16 protein-coding genes and 2 pseudogenes are annotated in these 23,646 nt (G+C 69.2%); 12 read left to right on the forward strand and 6 right to left on the reverse strand.

All coding sequences use genetic code 11. The annotated features are described in order from the left end of the window. The first annotated feature begins 318 nt into the window (after positions 1-318). The 4 genes and pseudogenes from J2X41_RS23070 to J2X41_RS23085 all read left to right on the forward strand — a co-directional run bounded on the left by J2X41_RS23070 (position 319) and on the right by J2X41_RS23085 (position 9,868). Positions 319-1,764, forward strand: coding sequence for an NAD(P)-dependent oxidoreductase (locus J2X41_RS23070; protein ID WP_310086439.1), 1,446 nt, complete (start codon positions 319-321; stop codon positions 1,762-1,764). Next, a pseudogene (locus J2X41_RS23075) lies at positions 1,765-1,866 on the forward strand (hypothetical protein); the annotation flags it as partial. 20 nt (positions 1,867-1,886) lie between these two features. After that, positions 1,887-6,416 (forward strand): glutamate synthase large subunit, encoded by a 4,530-nt coding sequence (gltB, locus tag J2X41_RS23080; RefSeq protein ID WP_310086492.1) that lies wholly within the window; start codon positions 1,887-1,889, stop codon positions 6,414-6,416. A gap of 212 nt (positions 6,417-6,628) precedes the next feature. Further along, positions 6,629-9,868 (forward strand): calcium-binding protein, encoded by a 3,240-nt coding sequence (locus tag J2X41_RS23085; protein ID WP_310086443.1) that lies wholly within the window; start codon positions 6,629-6,631, stop codon positions 9,866-9,868. Positions 9,869-9,877: 9 nt separating this feature from the next. Here the strand turns inward: J2X41_RS23085 and J2X41_RS23090 are convergent, their stop codons facing one another. Further along, positions 9,878-11,020 carry a citrate synthase gene (locus J2X41_RS23090; RefSeq protein WP_310086445.1) on the reverse strand — a complete coding sequence of 381 codons (1,143 nt, stop codon included), beginning with the start codon at positions 11,018-11,020 and terminating at the stop codon, positions 9,878-9,880. Between the two features lie 77 nt (positions 11,021-11,097). On the opposite strand from J2X41_RS23090, the gene J2X41_RS23095 reads away from it, so the two are divergent. From J2X41_RS23095 to queG, 5 genes are all read left to right on the forward strand, one after another. Continuing rightward, entirely contained in the window at positions 11,098-12,222 is a 1,125-nt protein-coding gene (locus tag J2X41_RS23095; protein ID WP_310086448.1) for a citrate synthase/methylcitrate synthase, read from the forward strand. 104 nt (positions 12,223-12,326) lie between these two features. Continuing rightward, entirely contained in the window at positions 12,327-13,268 is a 942-nt protein-coding gene (locus J2X41_RS23100) for a cation diffusion facilitator family transporter (protein ID WP_310086450.1), read from the forward strand. Positions 13,269-13,485: 217 nt separating this feature from the next. Further along, positions 13,486-14,943: a D-glycero-beta-D-manno-heptose-7-phosphate kinase gene (rfaE1, locus tag J2X41_RS23105; RefSeq protein ID WP_310086454.1), complete on the forward strand. Its 1,458-nt coding sequence runs from the start codon at positions 13,486-13,488 to the stop codon at positions 14,941-14,943. Positions 14,944-15,087: 144 nt separating this feature from the next. After that, a complete protein-coding gene (locus J2X41_RS23110; RefSeq protein ID WP_310086456.1) occupies positions 15,088-15,774 on the forward strand; it encodes a glutathione S-transferase family protein in 687 nt (228 codons plus the stop codon). Then, positions 15,755-16,891 carry a tRNA epoxyqueuosine(34) reductase QueG gene (queG, locus tag J2X41_RS23115; protein WP_310086459.1) on the forward strand — a complete coding sequence of 379 codons (1,137 nt, stop codon included), beginning with the start codon at positions 15,755-15,757 and terminating at the stop codon, positions 16,889-16,891. The genes J2X41_RS23110 and queG overlap by 20 nt, the downstream gene beginning before the upstream one ends. A 60-nt stretch (positions 16,892-16,951) precedes the next feature. Here queG and J2X41_RS23120 read toward each other — a convergent pair whose 3' ends face one another. Next, a complete protein-coding gene (locus tag J2X41_RS23120) occupies positions 16,952-17,272 on the reverse strand; it encodes a sugar phosphate nucleotidyltransferase (RefSeq protein ID WP_404979977.1) in 321 nt (106 codons plus the stop codon). 294 nt (positions 17,273-17,566) lie between these two features. Continuing rightward, positions 17,567-17,690, reverse strand: a pseudogene (locus tag J2X41_RS23125) (dTDP-4-dehydrorhamnose 3,5-epimerase family protein); the annotation flags it as partial. Positions 17,691-17,722: 32 nt separating this feature from the next. On the opposite strand from J2X41_RS23125, the gene J2X41_RS23130 reads away from it, so the two are divergent. Continuing rightward, positions 17,723-18,742, forward strand: coding sequence for a glycosyltransferase family 2 protein (locus tag J2X41_RS23130; RefSeq protein WP_310086462.1), 1,020 nt, complete (start codon positions 17,723-17,725; stop codon positions 18,740-18,742). On the opposite strand, the gene J2X41_RS23135 is transcribed toward J2X41_RS23130, so the two are convergent. Next, positions 18,739-19,815 (reverse strand): glycosyltransferase, encoded by a 1,077-nt coding sequence (locus J2X41_RS23135; RefSeq protein ID WP_310086465.1) that lies wholly within the window; start codon positions 19,813-19,815, stop codon positions 18,739-18,741. The genes J2X41_RS23130 and J2X41_RS23135 overlap by 4 nt on opposite strands. A 213-nt stretch (positions 19,816-20,028) precedes the next feature. Continuing rightward, a complete protein-coding gene (gene argE / locus J2X41_RS23140; RefSeq protein ID WP_310086467.1) occupies positions 20,029-21,225 on the reverse strand; it encodes an acetylornithine deacetylase in 1,197 nt (398 codons plus the stop codon). A 100-nt stretch (positions 21,226-21,325) separates the two neighbouring features. Here argE and J2X41_RS23145 point away from each other — a divergent pair, with 100 nt between their 5' ends. Continuing rightward, on the forward strand, positions 21,326-21,958 hold the full coding sequence (locus J2X41_RS23145) for a glutathione S-transferase N-terminal domain-containing protein (RefSeq protein ID WP_310086470.1): 633 nt from the start codon (positions 21,326-21,328) through the stop codon (positions 21,956-21,958). A gap of 12 nt (positions 21,959-21,970) precedes the next feature. Here J2X41_RS23145 and J2X41_RS23150 read toward each other — a convergent pair whose 3' ends face one another. Then, a complete protein-coding gene (locus tag J2X41_RS23150) occupies positions 21,971-22,489 on the reverse strand; it encodes an FKBP-type peptidyl-prolyl cis-trans isomerase (RefSeq protein WP_310086473.1) in 519 nt (172 codons plus the stop codon). A 182-nt stretch (positions 22,490-22,671) separates the two neighbouring features. On the opposite strand from J2X41_RS23150, the gene J2X41_RS23155 reads away from it, so the two are divergent. Next, positions 22,672-23,538: a UTP--glucose-1-phosphate uridylyltransferase gene (locus J2X41_RS23155; RefSeq protein ID WP_310086476.1), complete on the forward strand. Its 867-nt coding sequence runs from the start codon at positions 22,672-22,674 to the stop codon at positions 23,536-23,538. Positions 23,539-23,646: the final 108 nt, after the last annotated feature.

Raw genomic sequence — 23,646 nt, forward strand, 5'->3', positions numbered from 1 at the left:
GAGACGGGCACGAGCGCTGAGGCTCGGCCGGAGAGACGCGAAGACGTTGTGTTAGAATGACCGCCGATGCAAGGCAATCCGGGCCGGCCGGCGGTGACGCGGCAAGGCTCCGACTTGGCGGCGATTCATCCCGAAAGAGACACGAGTAAAATAAGTAGACCAAATAGAGCGTCATCTGCGATTCGGTCGCAATCGTCCCCGGTTCATCACGGATATATTCGTCTACATTTTTGACCTCCGCATTCTTCTTGCCGCCAAGAGTCCTTAAGAGGCCCACGCACGCAAGTTTTCCCCGGAAGCGGGGGTGAGGGAAGTCGCATGGCCGAGCGCATGCTGAAATTCACGACCGTGGCCCGCACGACGCCCGAAAAGCGGGCGGCGAGCGAGCGGAATGGCGACTTCCATGAGATCTACGCCGACTTCATCGACGCCAAGGCCACCGAGCAGGCCTCGCGTTGCTCGCAATGCGGCGTGCCGTTCTGCCAGACCCACTGCCCGCTGCACAACAACATCCCCGACTGGCTGCGGATGACCGCCGAGGGTCGTCTGGAAGAGGCCTATCAGCTGTCGCAGGCCACCAACTCCATGCCGGAGGTCTGCGGTAGAATCTGCCCCCAGGATCGGCTGTGCGAAGGCAACTGCGTCATCGAGCAGTCGGGTCACGGCACCGTGACCATCGGCTCGGTCGAGCGCTACCTGACCGACAAGGCCTGGGAGATGGGCTGGGTCAAACCGCTGGCCGCCAAGGCCGACCGCGGCCAGTCGGTGGGCGTCATCGGCGCCGGCCCGGCCGGCCTGGCCGCCGCCGAGAAGCTGCGTGAGGAAGGCTACGCCGTCACCGTCTATGACCGCCACGACCGGGCCGGCGGCCTGCTGATCTACGGCATTCCCGGCTTCAAGCTGGAGAAGGACGTGGTCGAGCGCCGCACCCGGCGCCTGGCCGACGGCGGCGTGGTGTTCAAGCTGGGCTTCGAGGTCGGCCGCGACGCCACCCTGCAGGAGCTGCGTGACCGCCACGACGCGGTGCTGATCGCCGTCGGCGTCTACGCCGCGCGCGACCTGGTCGCCCCGGGCGCGGGCAGCACGGGCGTCGTGCCGGCCCTGGATTACCTGATCGCCTCCAACAGGAAGACCCTGGGCGACGACGTGCCGGCCTATGACAGCGGCGTGCTGAACGCCGACGGCAAGGACGTGGTCGTGGTCGGCGGCGGCGACACCGCCATGGACTGCGTGCGCACCGCCATCCGCCAGGGCGCGACCTCGGTCACCTGCCTCTACCGCCGCGACAAGGCCAACATGCCCGGCTCGCTCCGCGAAGTGGCCAACGCCGAGGAAGAGGGCGTGACCTTCGAATGGCTGGCCGCGCCGCGCGCGGTGATGGGCGAGGCCTCGGGCGTGACCGGCGTGCGCGCCATCCGCATGCGCCTGGGCGCCCCGGACGCCTCGGGCCGCCAGACCCCGGAAGAGATCGAGGGCGGCGACTTCGATCGCCCGGCCCAGCTGGTGGTCAAGGCCTTGGGCTTCGAGCCCGAGAACCTGCCGGAAGCCTGGTCGGCGCCGGACCTGAAGACCACCCGCTGGGGCACGGTCAAGGCCGACGTCCGCCACCAGATGACCAATCTGGACGGGGTGTTCGCGGCCGGCGACATCGTCCGCGGCGCCTCCCTGGTGGTCTGGGCGATCAAGGACGGCCGCGACGCCGCCGACGCCATGCACAAGTACCTGCAGGCCAAGATTTCGGCGATTTCGATCGCGGCGGAATAGGTGCGTGAAATCCTCGTCCTTCGACAAGCTCAGGATGAGGATTTCATAGCGAGCTTTTAAGTAGCCCTCATCCTGAGCTTGTCGAAGGACGAGGACGGACCAAGAACTCTTCGGAGGCCGCCATGGCCCAAGACATCGAACTGTACCTGAAGAACCGCCAAGCCCTGATCGACGGCCATGCCTACGATCCCTCGACCGAGCGCGACGCGTGCGGCGTGGGCCTGGTCTGCGCCATCGACGGCCAGCCGCGCCGCGAGGTCGTCGAACTGGCGATCAAGGCCCTCAAGGCCCTGTGGCACCGGGGCGCGGTCGACGCCGACGGCAAGACCGGCGACGGGGCCGGCGTGCTGGTCAGCGTCCCGCAGGATTTCTTCATCGACCAGGTGCGCCGCACCGGCCACGCCCTGCGCCAGGGCCCGATCGCCGTGGGCCAGGTGTTCCTGCCGCGCACCGACCTGGGCGCCCAGGAGGCCTGCCGCACGATCGTCGAGGCCGAAGCCCTGCGCTTCGGCTTCTATATCTATGGCTGGCGCCAGGTGCCGGTGAACACCGCCGTGATCGGCGAGAAGGCCAACGCCACCCGTCCCGAGATCGAGCAGATCATGCTGGCCGCCCCGGCCGGCCTGGAGGGCGAGGCGCTGGAGCGGGCCTTGTTCCTGTGCCGCAAGCGCATCGAAAAGCGCGTCCACGCCCAGAACCTGTCGGGTTTCTACATCTGCTCGTTCTCGGCCAAGTCCCTGATCTACAAGGGCATGTTCCTGGCCGAACACATCGACGAGTTCTATCCGGACCTCAAGGACGAACGCTTCAGCGCCGCGGTGGCGATCTTCCACCAGCGCTATTCGACCAACACCTTCCCCGAATGGCGCCTGGCCCAGCCGTTCCGGATGCTGGCCCACAATGGTGAGATCAACACCATCAAGGGCAACATCAACTGGATGAAGTCCCACGAGATCAAGATGGCGGCCGACGCCTTCGGCGAGTTCGGGGACGACGTGAAGCCGGTGATCCAGCCGGGCGGCTCGGACTCGGCCAACCTGGACAACACCTTCGAGGTGCTGGTCCGGGCCGGTCGCGACGCGCCGATGGCCAAGACCCTGCTGGTCCCGGAAGCCAACGGCCCGCACATGAAGGCCTCGCACAAGGCCCTCTACAGCTATTGCAACGCGGTGATGGAGCCGTGGGACGGCCCGGCCGCCCTGTGCGCCACCGACGGCCGCTGGGTCGTGGCCGGCAAGGACCGCTCGGGCCTGCGCCCGCTGCGCGTGGCCTATACCGACGACGGCCTGGTGATCATGGGCTCGGAGGCCGGCATGTGCGGCGTCGAGGAAAGCCGCATCACCCGCAAGCTGGCGATCTCGCCGGGTCGGATGATCGCCATCGACCTGGCCGAGGGCAAGCTCTACGGCGAGGACGCTATCATCGACGAGCTGGCCGGCCGCCACCCCTATACCGACTGGCTGGGCAACATGGTCGATCTCGAAAAGGAGATCGGCCCCGGTCCCGAGCCGCGCAAGTACGGCCGCGAGGAGCTGACCCGTCGCCAGGCCGCCGCCGGCTTCAGCCTTGAGGACCTGGAGATGGTCCTGGCGCCCATGGTCGAGGAGGGCAAGGAGGCCGTCGGCTCGATGGGCGACGACGCCCCCCTGGCCGTGCTGTCGGAAAAGTACCGGCCGCTCAGCCACTTCTTCCGCCAGAACTTCAGCCAGGTGACCAACCCGCCGATCGACCCCCTGCGGGAAACCGGCGTGATGAGCCTGAAGACCCGGTTCAAGAACCTGGGCAACATCCTGGCCCAGGACGCCGCGCAAGCGGATGTGTACGTGCTGGAAAGCCCGGTGCTGACCACCGGCATGTACGAGCGCATCCACGGCCTGCTGGGCCAGAAGAACGTCGCCGTCATCGACTGCACCATGCCGCTGCCGGCGGAGGAGGCGCGTCCGGGCGACGCCCTGCGCGCCAATCTCGACCGCATCCGGGCCGAGGCCGAGGACGCGGTGCTGCGTGGCTGCGGCGCCATCGTCCTGACCGACGAGGGCAGCCAGGCCGACCGCGTCGCCCTGCCGATGATCCTGGCCACCGGCGGTGTCCACGCCCACCTGGTCAACAAGGGCCTGCGCAGCTACGTCTCGATCGTCGTCCGCTCGGCCGAGTGCCTGGACACCCACTATTTCGCGGTGCTGGTCGGGGTCGGGGCCACGGCGGTCAACGCCTATCTGGCCCAGGAAAGCTTCCAGGACCGCCTGGAGCGCGGCCTGGTCGGCGACAAGTCGCTGCGCGACGTCTGCATCAACTTCAAGACGGCCATCGAGGGCGGTCTGCTGAAGATCATCTCCAAGATGGGCATCAGCGTCATCTCCTCGTACCGCGGCGGCTACAATTTCGAAGCCGTCGGCCTGTCGCGCGCCCTGGCGGCCGAGTTCTTCCCCGGCATGCCGTCGCGGATCTCGGGCATCGGCCTGGCCGGCTTGGAGAGCAAGGCCGTCGAGCTGCACCGCAAGGCCTGGGGCGAGGCGGCCGTCACCTTGCCGGTCGGCGGCCTCTACAAGCTGCGCCGCTCGGGCGAGACCCACGCCTTCGAGGCGCGGCTGATCCACACCCTGCAGAGCGCCTGCGACACCGGCGATTTCGAGCTCTATCGCCGCTGGTCCAACGGCCTGCGGACCCAGAAGCCGGTGCAGCTGCGCGACCTGCTGGACTGGCGCTCGGACCGCAACCCGATCTCGACCGACGACGTGGAAAGCGTCAACGAGATCCGCAAGCGCTTCGTCACCCCGGGCATGAGCCTGGGCGCCCTGGGCCCCGAGGCGCACGGCGTGCTGAACATCGCCATGAACAGGATCGGCGCCAAGTCGGTGTCGGGCGAGGGCGGCGAGGATTCCGCGCGCTACAAGCCCCTGCCGAACGGCGACAACCCCAACAGCGCCATCAAGCAGGTGGCCTCGGGCCGGTTCGGCGTCACCGCCGAATATCTGAACCAGTGCCGCGAGATCGAGATCAAGGTCGCCCAGGGCGCCAAGCCCGGCGAGGGCGGGCAGCTGCCCGGCTTCAAGGTCACCGAGATGATCGCCCGTCTGCGCCACGCCACGCCCGGCGTGATGCTGATCAGCCCGCCGCCGCACCACGACATCTATTCGATCGAGGACCTGGCCCAGCTCATCTACGACCTCAAGCAGATCAATCCGATCGCCCGGGTCACGGTCAAGCTGGTGGCGGCCACCGGCATCGGCGCGATCGCGGCCGGGGTCGCCAAGGCCAAGGCCGACGTCATCCTGGTGGCCGGCAATGTCGGCGGCACCGGCGCCTCCTCGCAGACCTCGGTCAAGTACGCCGGCGGTCCGTGGGAGATGGGCCTGTCGGAAGCCAACCAGGTGCTGACCCTCAACAACCTGCGCCACTCGGTGGTGCTGCGCACGGACGGCGGCATCCGCACCGGCCGCGACGTGGTCATCGCCGCCATGCTGGGGGCCGAGGAGTTCGGCATCGGCACCGCCTCGCTGGTGGCCATGGGCTGCATCATGGTGCGCCAGTGCCACTCCAACACCTGCCCGGTGGGGGTCTGCACCCAGGACGAGGCCCTGCGCGCCAAGTTCACCGGCACGCCGGAGAAGGTCATCAACCTGTTCAGCTTCGTGGCCGAGGAAGTCCGCGAGATCCTGGCGGGCCTGGGCTTCAAGAGTCTGCAGGAGATCGTCGGCCGCACCGACCTGCTGGCCCAGGTGTCGCGCGGCGGCGAGCACCTGGACGACCTGGACCTGAACCCGCTGCTGGTTCGCGCCGACCCCGGCCAGAACAAGCCCTACTGCACGGTGGAGGGCGGCCGCAACGCCGTGCCCGACACCCTGGACGCCCAGATCGTCCGCGACGCCGCGCCCCTGCTGGAGCGCGGCGAGAAGATGCAGCTGACCTATACGGTCCGCAGCACGGCCCGCTCGATCGGCTCGCGCACCTCCAGCCACATCGTGCGCAAGTTCGGCATGAAGGGCCTGCCGTCGGGCCACCTGACCGTCCAGCTCAAGGGCTCGGCCGGCCAGAGCCTGGGGGCCTTCGCGGTCCAGGGCCTGCGCATTGAGCTGACCGGCGAGGCCAACGACTATGTCGGCAAGGGCCTGTCGGGTGCGACGATCGTCATCAAGCCGGCCCGCGGCCTGGCCGCGCCGGAGACCAACACCCTGATCGGCAACACCGTGCTGTTCGGGGCCACCTCGGGCCGGCTGTTCGCGGCCGGCCAGGCCGGCGAGCGTTTCGCGGTCCGCAACTCGGGCGCCACCACGGTGGTCGAGGGCTGCGGCGCCAATGGCTGCGAGTACATGACCGGCGGCCAAGTGGTGATCCTGGGCCCGACGGGCGGCAACTTCGGGGCCGGCATGACCGGCGGCATGGCCTTCGTCCTGGACCAGCACGGCCGGTTCGAGACCCTGGTCAACCCGGACAGCATCCTGGTCCAGCGCCTGGCCTCGCCCTATTGGGAAGGCGTGCTGCGCTCGCTGGTGGCCGAGCACGCCCGCGAGACGGACTCGGCATTCGCCGAGAGCCTGCTGCGCGACTGGGACCGAGTGCGCGACCTGTTCTGGCAGGTCTGTCCCAAGGAGATGGTCGCGCGGCTCCCGCAGCCGCTGGCGGCGGAAGAGGCGGTTCACGAGCGGGCCTGACGGCCCGCTCGCCAACTCGATCCCGGGCGCCGAGGCCCGGGGTCGTCAGCCCATCAACGACTTCGCCGAACAGGAAATCGGGCGCCGCGGGTTCGGCTCCCGGCGAGCTTAACCTTGTGCGTTGAGACCCGCCATGCTCTACCTTGGCGTGCTAGCGGGCCGGTCGGACGGCGTTCGCTTCAGGTTTAGGCTGAAAAAGTTCGGGGTGTTTTATGGCTTGGATTAATGGCACGCCGAACGGCGAAATTCTGACCGGCACCGCCGAAGGCGACGTCGTCTACGGTCAAGGCGGCAATGACACGATCGACACCTACGCCGGCGACGACAACATCTACCTGACCAGCAGCGGCGACGCGATCGTCCATGCCGGCGAGGGCAACGACCTCATCCAGGCCGACTCGTCGGCCAATGCGGGCCAGCGGTATCTGGCGTTCTACGGTGAGGACGGCGACGATTACATCTACCTGAACGACAGCTCGTACCGCGCGGCCCACTACACCGCCTTCGGCGGAGCCGGCAACGACACCTTCGTGGGCCAGGGCGCGTGGGGCGCCGTCGTCGACGCGGGCGCCGGAGACGACCTGCTGATCTTGCGCGACGGCTCCTATTCCGTCGTCCTGGGCGATGGGCACGACATCGTCTTGATGGATAATTCGTCGTACGAGACCACGACGCTGCGCGACTTCCAGGCCGCCGGCGCCTCGTCCGATCGGCTCATATTCGCCAGCTACCTGCGCTATGCGATCAGCAGCTTCACCGGACAGAACTGGGATCCGACGCAAAACCCGTTCACCGACGGTCACGCCCGTCTGGTCCAGAGCGGCGCGGACACGCATCTCGACCTGGATTTCGACGCCGGTGACGCGCGGTACAGCTATTTCACCGTCGCGGTGCTCGAGAACTTCACGGCGTCGTCCCTGACCGCAACGGCGCTCGGCGGCTATGATCCGACGTCCGGCGCCGTCGTTGGAACCACCTTCGAGGGCACGGACAACGCGGACCGGTTCTACGGCGGGGTCGGAAACGACATCCTGAACGGCGGAGGCGGGAACGACAGGCTCGACGGCGGCTATGGCGACGACGTCGTCCACGGCGGGGCCGGGAACGACACGATCGTCGACGACACCGGCGGTTCGGACAAGATTTTCGGCGATGATGGTTCGGACACCATCACGGTCGACAGAAGCATCATCGCGGTAGGCGACATTGTGGTCGACGGCGGCGCGGGCGACGACTATCTGCGCTTCTCTTCGCTCAGGGTGCCGGAGACCAGCGGCAAGGTGGTCCTGAACGGCGGCGACGGCAACGACAGCATCGATATTGCCGCCGGCTATGTCAGCATCTTCAATTACTACGGGATCACGGCCGACGGCGGTGCGGGATCCGACCGCATTTCCAGCGGCGGCGGCGACGACATCCTGATCGGCGGCGACAACCCGGCGACGACCGGCGCCTGGAGCATGTTCGGACCGCCTGGCGACATGCTGAGCTATCAAAGCTTCCAGAGCGGCGTCGCCGTGGACCTCGGCAACACCGCCCAGCAGGACACCATCGGCGCCGGCCGCGACACAATTTCCGGCTTTGAGAATCTCACGGGGACCAACTTCGGTGACGCTCTGGCCGGCACCGATTTTGACAACGTGATCTACTCCGGCGGCGGCGACGACTTCGTCGCGGGGCATGGGGGCAAGGACACGATCTATGCCGACGCCGGCGACGACACCCTGGAGGGTGGTGCGGGCGGTGACTATCTCGACGGCGGGGCGGGTGTCGACACCGCCAGCTACATCTTCGCTTCTGCGGCCATCGCGCTGAACTTCGCCACGAACCAGCACGAGGGCGACGCCCAGGGCGACACGTTCTTCCTGATCGAACGCTTCAATCTGTCGACCTTCGACGACCGCTACACGGGCAACGACGCCGTGGACATCGTCTGGGGCGGCCTGGGCGCCGACACCGTCGACGGAGCCGGCGGCGCGGATATCCTCTACGGCGAAGCCGGAGCGGATCGCCTGTCCGGGGGCGTGGGGGGCGACATCCTTGTCGGCGGCGCGGGCGCCGACATGCTCGACGGCGGCGATCAGGATGACCACCTCTATGGCGGCGACGCCAACGATCTGCTGATCGGCGGCGCGGGCTACGACTACGCCCGCTACGACAACGCGGCCTCGGCCGTCATCGTCAGCCTGGAGCCCGGCGCCGGGCCGGGCGCCGGCGAGGCCGCCTACGACGCGCTGGTGGGCATCGAAGGCCTGGTCGGCTCGGCCTATGGCGACAGCCTGTTCGGCGACGCTGGCGACAACGCCCTCTTCGGCCTGGGCGGCGACGACGCCCTACTGGGCGGCGGGGGCCGCGACGACCTGCGCGGCGGCGACGGCGCCGACAGCCTATATGGCGGGGCGGGGGAAGACACCCTGCGCGGCGACGCCGGCTTCGACTACGCGCGCTATGACGGCGCGGCCTCGGGCGTTTCGGTCAGCCTCGCCAGCGGCTCCGGTTCGGGCGGCGAAGCGGCGGGCGACGCCCTGTTCGACATCGAAGGCCTGGTGGGTTCGGAGTTCCGCGATGTCCTGACCGGCAACGCCGCGGCCAACATCCTCTACGGCCAAGGCGGCGACGACTCCCTGATTGGCGATGAAGGCGCCGACGTCCTGGTGGGCGGCGACGGCGACGACCACCTCTATGGCGGCGGCGGAACTGATTATATCGAGGGCGGGGCGGGCTACGATTACGCGCGCTACGACGACTCGGCCTCGGCCGTGGTCGTCAACCTGGCGACGGGCTGGGGCACCGCCGGCGAGGCGCTGGGCGACGGCCTGGTCGGCGTCGAGGGCTTGGTCGGCTCGGCGTTCGGCGACGTGCTGGCCGGCGACGGCGGGGCCAATACCCTGTTCGGACTGGGCGGCGACGACGCCCTGCAAGGCGCGGCGGGGGCCGATAGCCTTTACGGCGGCGACGGCGACGACCACCTCTACGGCGGCCAAGGCGGGGACACCCTGGACGGAGGGGCCGGGTTCGACTTCGCCCGTTACGACAACGCCGCCGCCGGCGTGACCGCCTCCCTGACCCCGGGGCTGGCCCTGGCGGGCGACGCGGCGGGCGACGTCTATGTCTCGATCGAGGGCCTGGTCGGCTCCAGTTTCGCCGACGTGCTGGCCGGGAACGCCGGGGCCAACATCTTCTACGGCCTGGGCGGCGCCGACACCTTCAAGTTCGCGTCGCAGTCGGGCGTGGACGTCATCGGCGACTTTACCGCCGTGGGCGCCGGACACGACATCATCCAGTTGACCTCCAACCTGAACGGCTCGGGCATCGTGGACTACGCCTCCCTACAGTCCCACATCAGCCAGGTCGGGGCCGACGTCATGATCGATCTGACCGGCGGTCAGACGGTGACGCTGCTGGGCGTCAGCGCGGCGAGCCTCACGGCCGGAGACTTCCTGTTCGGCTAGGCCGTCGCGTCAGCGTCGGGGTCCAACATAACGCGCCCGGGGCCGGATCAGCGTCCCGGTCTGAAGCTGCTCGATCGCGTGGGCGTGCCAGCCGGCCGAGCGGGCGACCGCGAACAGGCTGAAGGGCGCGTCGGCGGGCAGGTCGAGGGCGTGGGCCAGGGCGACCAGGGCGAAATCGATGTTGGGGGCCAGGCCCGTGGCCGCCTCGGTCTCGTGCCGCAGGTCCCCCAAGCCCGGGGCGGGCTCGAACGCCGCCAGCAGGGCCGCCGCGCGCGGGTCGCCGTCGGGATAGAGCGGGTGGCCGAAGCCGGGCATGGCCGAGCCCTGGGCCAAGCGCTCGGCGACCGCCCGCGCCGGTCCGCGCCGCTCGGCCTCGTCGACGAACATCTCGACCCGCGCCGCCATGCCGCCGTGCAGGGGCCCCGACAGCGCCGCCAGCCCGGCCAGGGACGCCGCCGCCAGCGAAGATCCTGTCGAGGCGGCGACCCGCACCGCGAAGGTCGAGGCGTTCAACTCGTGGTCGGCCAGCAGCACCAAGGCCCGGCGGACGAGATCTGCGCCCGAGGCGTCCAAGCTCCAGGCGTCGGCCAGGCGCTGGTGGATCGGACCCTCGCCGAGCGACCCGGCCACGGCGTCGGCGGCGGCCTCCAGCAAGCCCGCGGCCTCCATCGCCAGGGCCAGCGGCGCGCGGCCCCGGGCCGGCGGGTCGACCCCGGCGCGAGCCGCCAGGGTCGAGAACAGCCGGGCGCGCGGGGTCTCGCCCTTCTTGGGTTTCCTGGGCTCCGGCCCGGTCAGCGGCGCGCCATGGCCGCCGCGCAGCAGGCGGGCGACCTGCTCCAGGCTGTGCATGCGCGCCAGGTCGACGGCGTCCTGGCCGCGATAGAACAGTCGGCCGCCTTCCACCGTGGTGATCGCCGACGGCAGCACCGGCTCGCCCCAGGCGATGGCCTCGGCCGCCACGTCGGCGGCTCGGCGCCCGCGGGCCTTCTTCGCCGCCAGGGCCGCAACGTCCGAGGCGCGATAGAGGCTGCGGCGGGGGTCGTCGGGATGGGCCGTCGCGCCCACCCGGCCGCGGCTGACATAGGCGTACAGCGTCTGGGCCCGCACCCCCAGCGCCGCCATCGCCTGTTCCGCGTCAATCCAGTCGGCCATTTATATTGATTACATTGATCAAGATTGACGATCAAGCATCAGGAGCGTGGATTGGCGGGCGAAAGGAGACCTCATCCATGTCCAAGGGTCTTTCCGCCGTTCCCGCCGCGAGCCCCGTCGCCGAAGGCCTGGAAGGCGTCGTCGCCGCCCACACCGTGCTCTCCGACGTCGACGGCCAGGCCGGCCGCCTGACGATCCGCGGCTACGCCGTCGAGGACCTGGCCCATCGCGCCAGCTTCGAGGACGTCGCCCACCTGCTGCTGGACGGCTTCTTCGATGGCATGCCGTCGGACCTGGCCCCGGCCCTGGGCGCGGCCCGGGTCCGCGCCTTCGCACAGGTCGCCGCGCTCGACGAGGGCCTGGCCAAACGCGATCCGGTCGAGGCTGTCCGCGCCCTGATCGCCCGCCTGCCGGACGGCGACGGCCTCGACACGGCGCTGCTGCTGATCGCCGCTCCGGCCGTGTTCACCCCGGCCGTGCTGCGGGTCGCGGCCGGCCAATCGCCAGTCGCGCCCGATCCGGCCCTGTCGCACGCCGCCGACATGCTGGCGATGACGCGCGGGGTTCCGGTCACGGACGGGGAGGCGAGAGCGCTGGACGCCTATCTGGTCACGGTCTGCGACCACGGCCTGAACGCCTCGACCTTCGCCGCCCGGGTGGTGGCCTCCACCCGCGCCGGCCTGACCTCGGCGGTGCTGGCCGGGATCTCGGCCCTGAAGGGGCCGCTGCACGGCGGCGCGCCGGGACCGGTGATCGAGATGCTGGACGCCATCGGAACACCCGGCAACGCCCAGGCCTGGCTCTTGGCGGCCCTGGCGCGGGGCGACCGGCTGATGGGCTTCGGCCACCGCATCTACCGGGTTCGCGACCCGCGCGCCGACGCCCTGAAGGCGGCGATCCGCCAACTGGCCCAGACCTCCAACACGGTTCCCGGCCGCCTGGCCTTCGCCGAGGCGGTCGAACAGGCCGCCCTGCGGATCCTGCGCGACCACAAGCCCGACCGGCCGCTGGACACCAATGTCGAGTTCTACACCGCCGTGCTGCTGGAGGCCCTGGGCCTGCCGCCAGCGTCGTTCACCTGCGTGTTCGCCATGGGCCGCACGGCGGGCTGGATCGCCCACGCCCGCGAACAGCTGGCCACCGGCAAGCTGGTCCGCCCGCAGTCGATCTATGTGGGGCCGAGGACCAAGGTGGCGGCCTAGAGAACGAGTTGGGGACAGGCACATGTGCCTGTCCCCGTCCGCATCACCGCTCTCGCGAGTCGTTCTCGCTGGGGCTGTGGGCGGACCGTTGCTAAACAGTCCCCATGTCCGCCGCCCCCATGCCCGCCCTGACCGCCGCCGAGTCCCTGGTGCTGACCCGCCGGGTCACGACCCTGTCGGTGGGGGTAGCGGCCGTGCTGATCGCGATCAAGGGCGCGGCCTGGCTGGCCGGACATTCCGTGGCCATGCTGGCCTCGCTGGCCGACAGCGGCCTGGACCTGGTCGCATCGTTGGTGACCTTCTTCGCCGTGCGCTACGCCGCCGCGCCGCCGGACGCCGAGCACCGCTTCGGCCACGGCAAGGCCGAGGCCTTCTCCAGCCTGACCCAGGCCGGCCTGGTGTTCGCGTCCGGCACCCTGATCGGCCAGGAAGCCATCCGAGGCCTGCTCCACCCCAAGCCCATCGCCGCCGAGGGGCTGGGCATTGGGGTCATGGCCGTCTCGATCCTGCTGACCCTGGCCCTGATCCGCGCCCAGGGCGAGGTGACCCGGCGCACCCGCTCGGTGGCGGTGTCGGGCGACAAGGCCCACTACGCCGCCGACCTGGCCTCGAACGCCGTCAGCCTGGTCGGCATCGCCGCCGCCGGCTTTCTCGGTTTGACCTGGGTGGACGCCGCCGCCGGCCTGATCGTCGCCGCCTGGCTGGTCTGGGGCGCGGTCGGGGTGTTCCGTGAGGCCAGCCACCAGCTGATGGACCACGAACTGCCCGACGACGACCGCGCCCGGATCCTGGCCCTGCTGACCGCCGATCCCCGGGTCATGGGCGTGCACCAGCTGCGCACCCGGGCCTCCGGACCATTCGTCCACGTCCAGGCCCACATGGACTTCGACGCCGAGACGCCGCTGGCCCTGGCCCACACCCTAATGGTCGAGGCCGAGGCGCGGGTGCTGGAGGCCTTTCCGGCCGCCGACATCCTGCTCCATCCCGACCCGCGCGGCGTGGCCGAGCCACATGGCGGGGCGTTCAGCGACGTCGAGCGGTCCTAGGATCGATCACACTGCCTTGGACACGAAACCTCGTCCTTCGACAGGCTCAGGATGAGGTTTCTACTGCTACGGCCCTGACATTGGTCCTCATCCTGAGCTTGTCGAAGGACGAGGGCGACGCTCCATGTTTGAAGGCTGGTGGGACCTAAGGCTTGCCCAGAAGCCCATGCAGGGCCAAATGGCGCTCTCGCCTAGAACACAACGAGCGACCCGCCTGATGGACGACACCCTGGCCAAGCTGCCGCGAGCCTTTTTCGGCGCCACCGTTCTGGTGCTGGGCGACGTGATGCTGGACCGCTTCGTCTATGGCGCGGTCGACCGTATCTCGCCCGAGGCTCCGGTGCCGGTGATCGCGGTCGAGCGCGAGGCGGTGATGCTGGGCGGGGCCGGCAACGTGGCCCGCAACGTCGCGGCCCTGGGCGGGCGGGCGGTGCTGGTGGGCGTGGTCGGCGACGACGACGCCGGCCGGGTCCTGACCGGCCTGATCGACCGCGAGCCCAGCCTGGACTCGGCGCTGATCGTCGACGCCCGCCGCCGCACCACCGAGAAGACCCGCTACATCTCCGGCTCGCACCAGATGCTGCGCGCCGACCGCGAGGACCGGGGCGAGGCCGACGGCCAGGCCCTGCTGGCGGCGTTCAACGCCCACCTGCGCGAGGTCGACGTGGTGGTGCTGTCCGACTACGCCAAGGGCGTGCTGACGCCGGTGGTGCTGAAGGCCGCCATCGCCGCCGCCAACGCCGCGGGCAAGCCGGTGATCGTCGATCCCAAGAGCCGCGACTTCGCCCGCTATGACGGCGCCACCCTGATCAAGCCCAACCGCCGCGAGGCCGCCGAGGCCACCGGGGTGACCGGGGCCGGCGACGAGGCCGCCGCCGAGGCCGCCGACGCCATCCTGGCCGCCGCGCCCAACCTGGCCGCCGCCCTGATCACCCGCGGCGGGGCGGGCATGACCCTGGCCGTGCGCGGCGAGACGCCGGTCCACCTGCCCGCTACTGCCCTGGAAGTGTTCGACGTCTCAGGCGCCGGCGACACGGTGGCCGCGACCCTGGCGCTGGCTCTTGCCCGCGGTGCGCGTCCGCTGGACGCTGCCCGCCTGGCCAACCTGGCGGCCGGCCTGGTGGTGGCCAAGCTGGGCACCGACGTGGTCACCGCCGACGAGCTGATCGGCCTGGCCCATGGCGAGCACGCCGACCCGGTCGCCGACAAGATCGCCGACCTGGACGGCGCCCTGGCCGTCGTCGCCGGTTGGCGGGCCCGGGGCCTGAAGGTGGGCTTCACCAACGGCTGCTTCGACCTGCTGCATCCCGGCCACGTCTCGTTGCTGGCCCAGGCCAAGGCCGCCTGCGACCGGCTGATCGTCGGCCTGAACACCGACGCCTCGGTCCAGCGCCTGAAGGGCCCGACCCGGCCGGTGCAGAAGGAGGGCGGCCGCGCCACGGTGCTGGCCTCGCTGTCGGCCGTGGACCTGGTGGTGCTGTTCGACGAACCGACCCCGCTGACCCTGATCCAGGCCTTCCGTCCCGACGTGCTGGTCAAGGGCGCCGACTACACGGTGGAGACCGTGGTCGGCTCGGACGTCGTGCTGGGCTATGGCGGCAAGGTGGTGTTGGCCCAGTTGAAGGCCGGCCAGAGCACCACCAACCTGATCGGCCGGATGAACGCCAAGGCCTGATCAGGGCTCGACTGGCCGTGCGCCGAGAAACCTTACGAATTCCCTTAATTCAGCCGCGAAGTCGGCCGATGACCGGCGTTCAGCAAGCTGTTGTTAAGCAAAACGGCGCATCGATCGAACGATGCAGCCTGAATGCGCGTGGGCATGAGCGTCGAACGAACCCTTCACCACTTCCCCCTGGACCCGGCCTCGCGCCAGGTACGTCTCGCCCTGGGCGAGAAGCGCCTGCCGTTCGTCGAGGCGCAGGTGCGCTACTGGGAAGGGCCGGCCGAGTTCCTCAAGCTCAACCCGTCGGGCGTGCCGCCGGTGCTGGTCGAGACCCGCCACCAGCGCACCCTGGTGATCGCCGAAAGCCGCGCCATCCTTGAGCACATCGAGGAACAGGAGCCCGAACCGGCCCTGCTGGGCCGCGAGCCGGGGGAGCGGGCCGAGGCGCGCCGGCTGCTGCAATGGTTCGACCGCAAGTTCGACAACGAGGTCAACGGCTTCCTGCTGCACGAGAAGATGGAAAAGCGCCTGCTGCGGCTGGGCGCGCCGGACCTGTCGTCGCTGCGCCGGGGCCGCGACGCCCTGCGCCAGCACCTGGACTATGTCGAGGGCCTGCTGAACACTCGCGACTGGCTGGCCGGCCGGCGGATGAGCCTGGCCGACTTCGCCGCCGCCGCCCACCTGTCGGTGATCGACTATTTCGGCGACGTGCCGTGGAAGGACTTCCCGGCGACCAAGACCTGGTACATGAAGCTGAAGTCCAGGCCCGCCTTCCGACCCATCCTGGCCGATCGCTGGCCGGGCCTGGCGCCGGTCGCGCACTATGACGATCTCGACTTCTGATCATCCGAACCAGGCGCTGAGGGACGAGATCCGCGCCGAGGCCCTGCGGCTGGGCTTCGACGCGTGCGGTTTCGCCAGCGCCAGCGACGCCTGGCCCAACGGCGGCTGGCTGCGCGACTTCGTGGCCGAGGGCTTCCACGGGGCCATGGGCTGGATGGAGGAGACGCTGGACCGGCGCGCCCATCCCACCGCCATGTGGACCGACGCCAGGACGGCGGTGGTGCTGGGCGTCAACTACGGTCCCGAGCACGACCCGCTGCTGGCGCTGGAAGACCCGACCCGCGCCGCGATCTCGGTCTACGCCCAGGGCGACGACTATCACGAGGTGATCAAGAAACGGCTGAAAGCCCTGGCCCGCTGGATGCACGGCCGATTCGGCGGCGAGGTGAAGGTGTTCGTCGACACCGCTCCCTTGATGGAAAAGCCTCTGGCCCAACGCGCCGGCCTGGGCTGGCAGGGCAAGCACACCAACCTGGTCTCGCGCCAGTTCGGCTCGTGGCTGTTCCTGGGCAGCGTGCTGACCACCCTGGACCTGCCGGCCGACCCGCCCGAGCGCGACCATTGCGGCTCGTGCCGCGCCTGCCTGGACATCTGCCCGACGAAAGCCTTTCCCGCGCCGAACCGGCTGGATGCGCGGCGCTGCATCTCGTACCTGACGATCGAGCTGTCGGGCCCGATCCCGGTCGAGTTCCGCGAAGCGCTGGGCAACCGCATCTATGGCTGCGACGACTGCCTGGCCGTCTGTCCGTGGAACAAGTTCGCCAGCCTGTCGGGCGAGATGGCCTTCCACGCCCGCGAGACCCTCAAGGGGCCGTCCCTGGCCGAACTGGCCGAGCTGGACGATCCGGCGTTCCGCGCCCTGTTCAGCAAGAGCCCGGTCAAGCGCATCGGCCGCGACCGCTTCGTGCGCAACGTGCTCTACGCGATCGGCAACACCGGCGATCCACGGCTGATGACGGTGGTCGAACCGCGGCTGGCCGATTCCTCGCCGACGGTGCGCGGCGCGGCCGTCTGGGCGGCGCGGCGGCTGCTGGACGGCGAGGTGTTCGCGCGGCTCGCGAAGGCGACCGTCGAGGAGGATGAGGCGGTGCGCGCGGAGTGGATGGTGGCGTCTTAGGGTCCACGGTCCGGCGCTAGAAAACCTCATCTTGAGCTTTCGAAGGACGAGGTTTTCGTCTCAGAAGCTAGTTGACCTGGCCCTACGCGGCGAGTTGTCCGCCGAGATCCGGCCCTGGCTGAAGGCGGCCTCTTCGGGGCAGCCCACCTTCTGGCCCCGGCGCCCTTTGATGGCGCGGATGAACTCGATGGCTTCGACAAGACGGTCATGGGCGCCGGTGTCGAGCCACGCATGGCCGCGGCCCAGCTTGGTCACCGACAGCTTGCCCTTGTCGAGATAGAGCTGTTTGATGTCGGTGATCTCCAGCTCACCCAGGGCCGACGGCTTCAGCTTGCGGGCCATCTCGATCACCTGACGGTCATAGAAATAGAGCCCGGTCACGCGTCGCCGATATTGGCCCGGTCGCCGTAGACGGGCAGGGGGCGGCGCTCCAGGCCGTTCAGGATCATCAGCGAGATCAGCTTCTCGGGGGACGTGATGGGACCCTACTTTTTGGAGCAGTTGGAGACCAGCACCGGCAGGCCGTAGGTGCGGAACCAAGGCGGAGCCAGCGGGTGGGCGGCGGCCTTCGAAGCCGAATGGGCGAGGTGGGGGCGTAGGCGGTGGCCTCCTTAACAGGCCCTCGGCGCCGGGGCCGACATAGACCCCGGTCGAGACGTGGACGAAAACGCCGCCCTTGAAACCAGCCTCCTCCAGGGCCGACTGATGGAAGGTTTCGGAAAAACCATCCGCGCTCCTCGCCGAACCGCTCCGGCGTGATAAGCAGGACCTCTGGAATCTCCAGCCGCGCGATTTCGATTTGTTCAACCTCTTCAAGCGAGTTCGCCACGCATGGCGCGCCAGACCACCAATGGCAAGAGGGACGGGCTCCCAGCGATCAGCGTCGCCATCGTCGCCTATCAGAGTGGTTCGACCCTTCGACGGTGTCTGGACAATCTTGCGGCTCAGACCTTTTCCGATTTCGAGATCCTGCTGATCGACAACGCGTCGAGCGACGGCGCGCCCCAGGCCGCGGCGGCAGGCGACCCCGGCGTGCGGCTGATCGAGGCTGGCTCCAATCTGGGCTTCGCGGCCGGCAACAACCTGGCGGCGCGCGAGGCGCGAGGGCGCTGGCTGGTGATGCTTAATCCGGACGCCTACCCCCATCCCGACTGGCTTGCTGAGCTGATGGCGGCGACGGGCCGGCGGTCGGACACGCGCTGTTTCGCCTCCCTGCAGCTGGACGCCGCTCGCACCAGTCATTTGGACGGGGCGGGCGACGTCGTAACCTCTGCGGGGATTCCCTATCGCGCGGGCTATGGACGCCGTCGGCCGGGCGCCCTGATCGAAGGCGAGGTGTTCTCGGCCTGCGGCGCGGCGATGATGATCGACCGGGCGCTGTTTCTCGAAATGGGCGGGTTCGACGAAACCTTCTTCTGTTACTGCGAGGACGTGGATCTGGGCTATCGGCTGCAGTTGCGGGGCGAGCCCATCGTGTTGGCCGTGGCGGCCGAGGTCGACCATGTCGGTTCGGCGACCTTCGGTCTGCGCTCTCCTTTCTCTCTGTATCACGGCACGCGAAACCGCCTCTGGACCTTCGTGAAGAACACGCCGCCCCTGCTGTTCTGGTTGGGCCTGGCGCCGCACGCAGCCATCACCCTGACGCTGCTGCTGGTTCGTCTGCCGACCGGCGACGCCAAGCCCGTCTGGCGCGGCCTGCGCGATGCGCTGGCTGGCCTGCCCGGCGTGTGGCGTACGCGTCGACAAATCCAGGCCGCGCGGAAGGTCGGATCAGCTCACCTGCTGCGGACCATGGCGTGGGATCCGGTGGCGTTCCTGCGCCGGGTCGTCGTGATCCGGGCTCGTCCCTAGGCTCCACGCACCCACTGCGCCATCTGGCTTGAAAGCCTGTCGGGATCGAGGACCGTGCTCGCATAGCGCCGGGCCGCCTCGCCGAGACGCTTACGCGCTCCGGCGTCTTGGATCAGGCCGCGAAGCAGGGTCCCGGCGACCTCGACGTTCGGATCGGCCCATCGGCCGCTGGTGAACAGCCGCTGCGGGTCGACGACCGGGATCAGCTCGAACGGCGTCAGGCGGGCGCTGTCGGCGGACATGAAGTCCATGTTGCCCGACCATCCGGTGGCGACCACGGCCTTTCCGGCGAGCATTGCCTCGGCCATCAGCAGGCCGGCGCCTTCCGAGCGGTGGAGGGAAACTATGACGTCGGCCGAAAGCACCAGCTCGTCGCGTTCCTTCTCGCTCAGGCTCTCGGTCAGGATGCGTACATTGGGCAGGCGCTCGGTGCGGCGGGCGATGTCGACGAATAGGGTTTCGTTGCCCTGGATGCCGCCGATCTTGAGGACCAGGAACGCCTGAGAAGGGTCGTCGCGGGTTGCGGCCTCGAAGGCGGTGATCACTGCATAGGGGTTCTTCCGCGCCACGCCGGACCGGATGTCCAGCGCCGCGAGCACGGCTGCTCCGGTCTCGGGAAAGCCGAAACGGGTGCGGCGGGCTGCGCCCTGGGGCGTCTTGATCGGGTGGTGCACGGTGCGGACGGTTACGCGTTTGGGCGCGGCGCGGCGGACCGCGGCGGAGGTGAAGTCCGACGGCGTCCAGATCTCGTCGACATAGCGAAAGGCGTGCCGCCAGGCGCGGGGAACGGTTTCCAGCTCCCAGGCCCAGTAGCCGATGCAGCGCTTTCCCCGGAAAGGGGCGGAGCCGACCCGGGCGACCAGCTGCACCAGCTCGTTGGCGTTCATCTGGACGACGATCGTGCCGGGACCGGACGGTGGCTGCGTCGTGGTTCCGACATCCAGGCTGCGCTGGTGGGCGAAGACCGACGTCAAATCCCAGTCATAGACCGTCAGGCCAGCCCGCCGCAGGGCGGCCGAGGTGGCCCGGGCCCCTTCACCGATGCCGACGATCGAGGCGTGCAGGCCTGCCACGACGATCTCGTCGGCGGCGTCACGGCGTTCCAGGCCGCGTCGCCAGCCGTATCGCGCGAACGCAATGACCCGAATCGCTATCGGAACCAGCGACAGCCCTAGACGAGGCGCGTGCCGGCGCCGCAAACGTCTTACGGGATCAAGAACCCGCAGAAGGGTTCTCTTGAACTGCTGAGGGGCTGTTGTCACTTCGGATCCCAATTTGACGCCTGCCTACCTGGCCTCGACGAGATCCTCAACAAGTCGGCGCATAAAGGCCGCGCCCCGCTCCATCTGGCTGACCTCGACATATTCGTCGGGCTGGTGAGCTTGGTCGATCGAGCCGGGGCCGCAGATCACGGTCGAGAAGCCCGCGCCCTGGAACTGGCCGGCCTCGGCGGCGTAGGGCACGACGCGCGGCGGTCCGTTGTCGCCTGCGATGCGGCGGGCGAAGGTCTCGGCCGCCCCGTCGATCTCGGGGGCGAAGGCCGGGGTCATCGAGCGGGTCTCGACCACCACGCCGCCCTCGGGAGCCCTGGCCTTGACCTGGGTGTCCAGCCTGTCGGCCAGGGCGAAAAAGTCGGCCAGAATCTCCCTGGGCTCCAGGCCGGCGGGGACGCGCAGGTCGAAGATGAACACGCATTCGCGGGCCAGGATGTTGACCGCGGTGCCGCCATTGACCTGGCCGACGGTCAGGGTCGCGCCCTTGGGAATGAACGGCGAGGCCGGGTCGGCTTCGCGCTCCAGCCGCTCGGACAGCTCGACCAGGTGGTTCATCAGCTTGATGGCGACCATGTTGGCTGAGACGCCCAGGTGGGTCAGGCTGGAATGGGCTTCGCGGCCGGTGACCGTGACGCGGAAGCTGGCGATGCCCTTGTGGCCGCGCACCGCGACCATGTCGGTGGGCTCGCCGACCACCACCAGGGCTGGGCGGGGCAGCTCTTTCGCGATCACGGCGATCATGTCCGGCGCGCCCAGGCAGCCGACCTCCTCGTCATAGGAGAAGGCCAGGTGGACGGGGCGGGCCAGGGTCGCCTTGGCCAGGTCTGGGGCCGCGGCCAGGGCCAGGGCCAGGAAGCCCTTCATGTCGCAGGTCCCGCGCCCGTAGAGCCGGCCGTCGCGCGGGGTCAGGACGAACGGGTCGCTGGTCCAGGGCTGGCCATCGACCGGCACCACGTCGGTGTGGCCCGACAGCACGACGCCGCCCGGGACCGCCGGGCCAATGCTGGCCAGCAGGTTGCTCTTGGTCCCGTCGGCGTTGGGCACCCGTCGCGAGGCGACCCCCAGGTCGGACAGATAGGCCTCGACCCATTCGACCAGGGCCAGGTTGGACAGCCGCGAGGTGGTGTCGAAGGCCACCAGGGTGGCCAGGATGTCGACGGCGCGGGCGGCCAGGACTTCGGACGAGGCGATCTGCGGGGAACGAACCATGGCGCGACCCTAGCCCGGCGGCCGGCGCGCGCCTACCGGCAGCCTGGTCCAGGCGAGCAGTTTCGCGTTCTAATGCCTGGACGACAAGCGGAGACGCGCCATGATCGACCTCTACACCTGGACCACGCCGAACGGCCGCAAGATCCCCATCGCGCTCGAAGAGCTGGGGTTGGAGTACCGCACGCACCCGGTCGACATCGGCCAGAACCAGCAGTTGGCGCCCGATTTCCTGGCCATCTCGCCCAACAACAAGATCCCCGCCATCGTCGACCATGATGCGCCAGACGGGCCGCAGTCGGTGTTCGAGAGCGGGGCGATCCTGGTCTATCTGGCCGAGAAGACCGGAAAGCTGCTGGCGGCCTCGGGCCCGGCGCGGGTGGCGGCCCTGGAATGGACCTTCTGGCAGGTCGGCGGGCTGGGGCCGATGGCGGGCCAGCTGGGCTATTTCGCCCTGCGCGCCCCCGAGCCGGTCGAGCTGGCCATCGACCGCTTCGCCGACGAGGTGCGGCGGCTGCTGGGAGTGATGGAAGGGCGACTGGAGAAGGTCCGCTACCTGGCCGGCGACGACTATTCGATCGCCGACATCGCCAGTTTCGCCTGGACCCTGGCGGCGCTGGAGGCCCTGGAGAAGATCCAGCCGGACCGTCCGCCCCTGCCGGCGGTGCGCGTCTGGCTGGAGCGGGTCGGCGAGCGGGCCGCCGTCCGACGCGGCATGGCCGTGCCTAAGGTGTGAAGGGGACCGCTCCTAGGCGGGCGGGCGTTGCTTGGGGGCCTGGATCTTCGTGGGCAGGACGTCGATCAGTTCGATGCGGAAGATCATCACGCTGTTACCAGGGATCGGGCCCTTGTCCTCAGCGCCGTAGCCCAGTTGCGGCGGGACATAGAGCGTCCATTCGTCGCCGGGCCGCATCATGACCAGGGCTTCCTTCCAGGCTGGCACCAGGCCCTGCAGCGGGAACGAGGCGGGCACGCCGCGCTCGTAGGAACTGTCGAACACCGTGCCGTCGACCAGCTTGCCCTCGTAATTGACCTTGACCTCGTCGGTCGGCGCCGGCTTGGCCCCGCCGGGCGGGCCGGAGCGGACGACCTTGTACTGCAGGCCGTCGGCCAGGGTGACGACGCCGGGCTGCTTGGCGTTCTGGGCCATGAACGCCTGAGCGGCGGCCAGGCTTTCCTGCTGCTTCTTGCTGGGCCCGCAGGCCGACAGGGCCAGGGCGGCGCCGAGGGCGATGGCGGCGAGGACGAAGCTTAGGGGGCGGACCATGGGACGGCGGACTCCGACGAGCATTCGTCCGTGCTAGACCAATTCGCGCTTGTCCGCGCGCCGATTTTCGGCAGCCGCGAGCTTGGCCGGAGTTTGGGACGCGTCGTCACAGAACAGTGGTGGCGCCCGATCGCCGCGCGCCCTAGAAACCGTCCGCACCAGTGACCGCTCACGAGGCCTTCATGAAACCCGTCCGCAAAGCCGTCCTTCCCGTCGCAGGCTTCGGCACTCGGGTCCTGCCCGGCACCAAGACGACTCCGAAGGAGCTGCTGAACGTCGTCGATCGGCCGATCCTGTCGTACATCGTCGAAGAAGGCCGCGCCGCGGGCATCGAGCACTTCGTCTTCGTGACGGGGCGCAACAAGGGCGCGATCGAGGACTATTTCGACCACCAGGTCGAACTGGAGGCCGCCCTGGCCGCCAAGGGCAAGACCGCCCTGCTGGAAGAACTGCTGGGCGAGCTGCCCCGCCCGGGCGAGATGAGCTTCGTGCGTCAGATGGCCCCGCTGGGCCTGGGCCATGCGGTGTGGTGCGCCCGCGACATCGTCGGCGACGAGCCCTTCGCGGTGATGCTGCCCGACATGGTGATGTCCGCCAGCAAGCCCGCCCTGGCCCAGGCCATCGAGGCCTATGACCAGAAGGGCGGCAACATCGTCGTGGTCGAACCGGCCCCCGAGGGCATGGCTCACCAGTACGGCATCGTCGCGCTGGACGGCCAGGACGGCCGCCTCAACCGCATGACGGGCATGGTCGAGAAGCCGCCGAAGGGGACCGAGCCCTCGAATCTGTTCATCTCGGGCCGCTACATCCTGCAGCCGGAAATCTTCGACCTGCTGGAAAACCAGGGCAAGGGCGCCGGCGGCGAGATCCAGCTGACCGATTCGATGCTGACCCTGCTGAAGACTCAGGATTTCCACGCCCTGGAATACGAGGGCGAAACCTATGACTGCGGCGACAAGATCGGCCTGCTGCGGGCCAATGTCGCCCTGGCGCTGAAGCGCCCCGACCTGGCCGACGCGGCGCGGGCGATGATCCAAGGTTTGCTGTAGCCCTGCCCCGGATTGGGGACTGTTGCGAAATTGGCTGGTTGTGATTCCCTGCTGTTGAAGCGGGAGATTTGCCGATGTCGGTGAAAGCGACGGGCCAGCTTGGGTTTG

The organism is Caulobacter sp. BE254, from assembly GCF_031457295.1.
Taxonomy (GTDB): Bacteria; Pseudomonadota; Alphaproteobacteria; order Caulobacterales; family Caulobacteraceae; genus Caulobacter.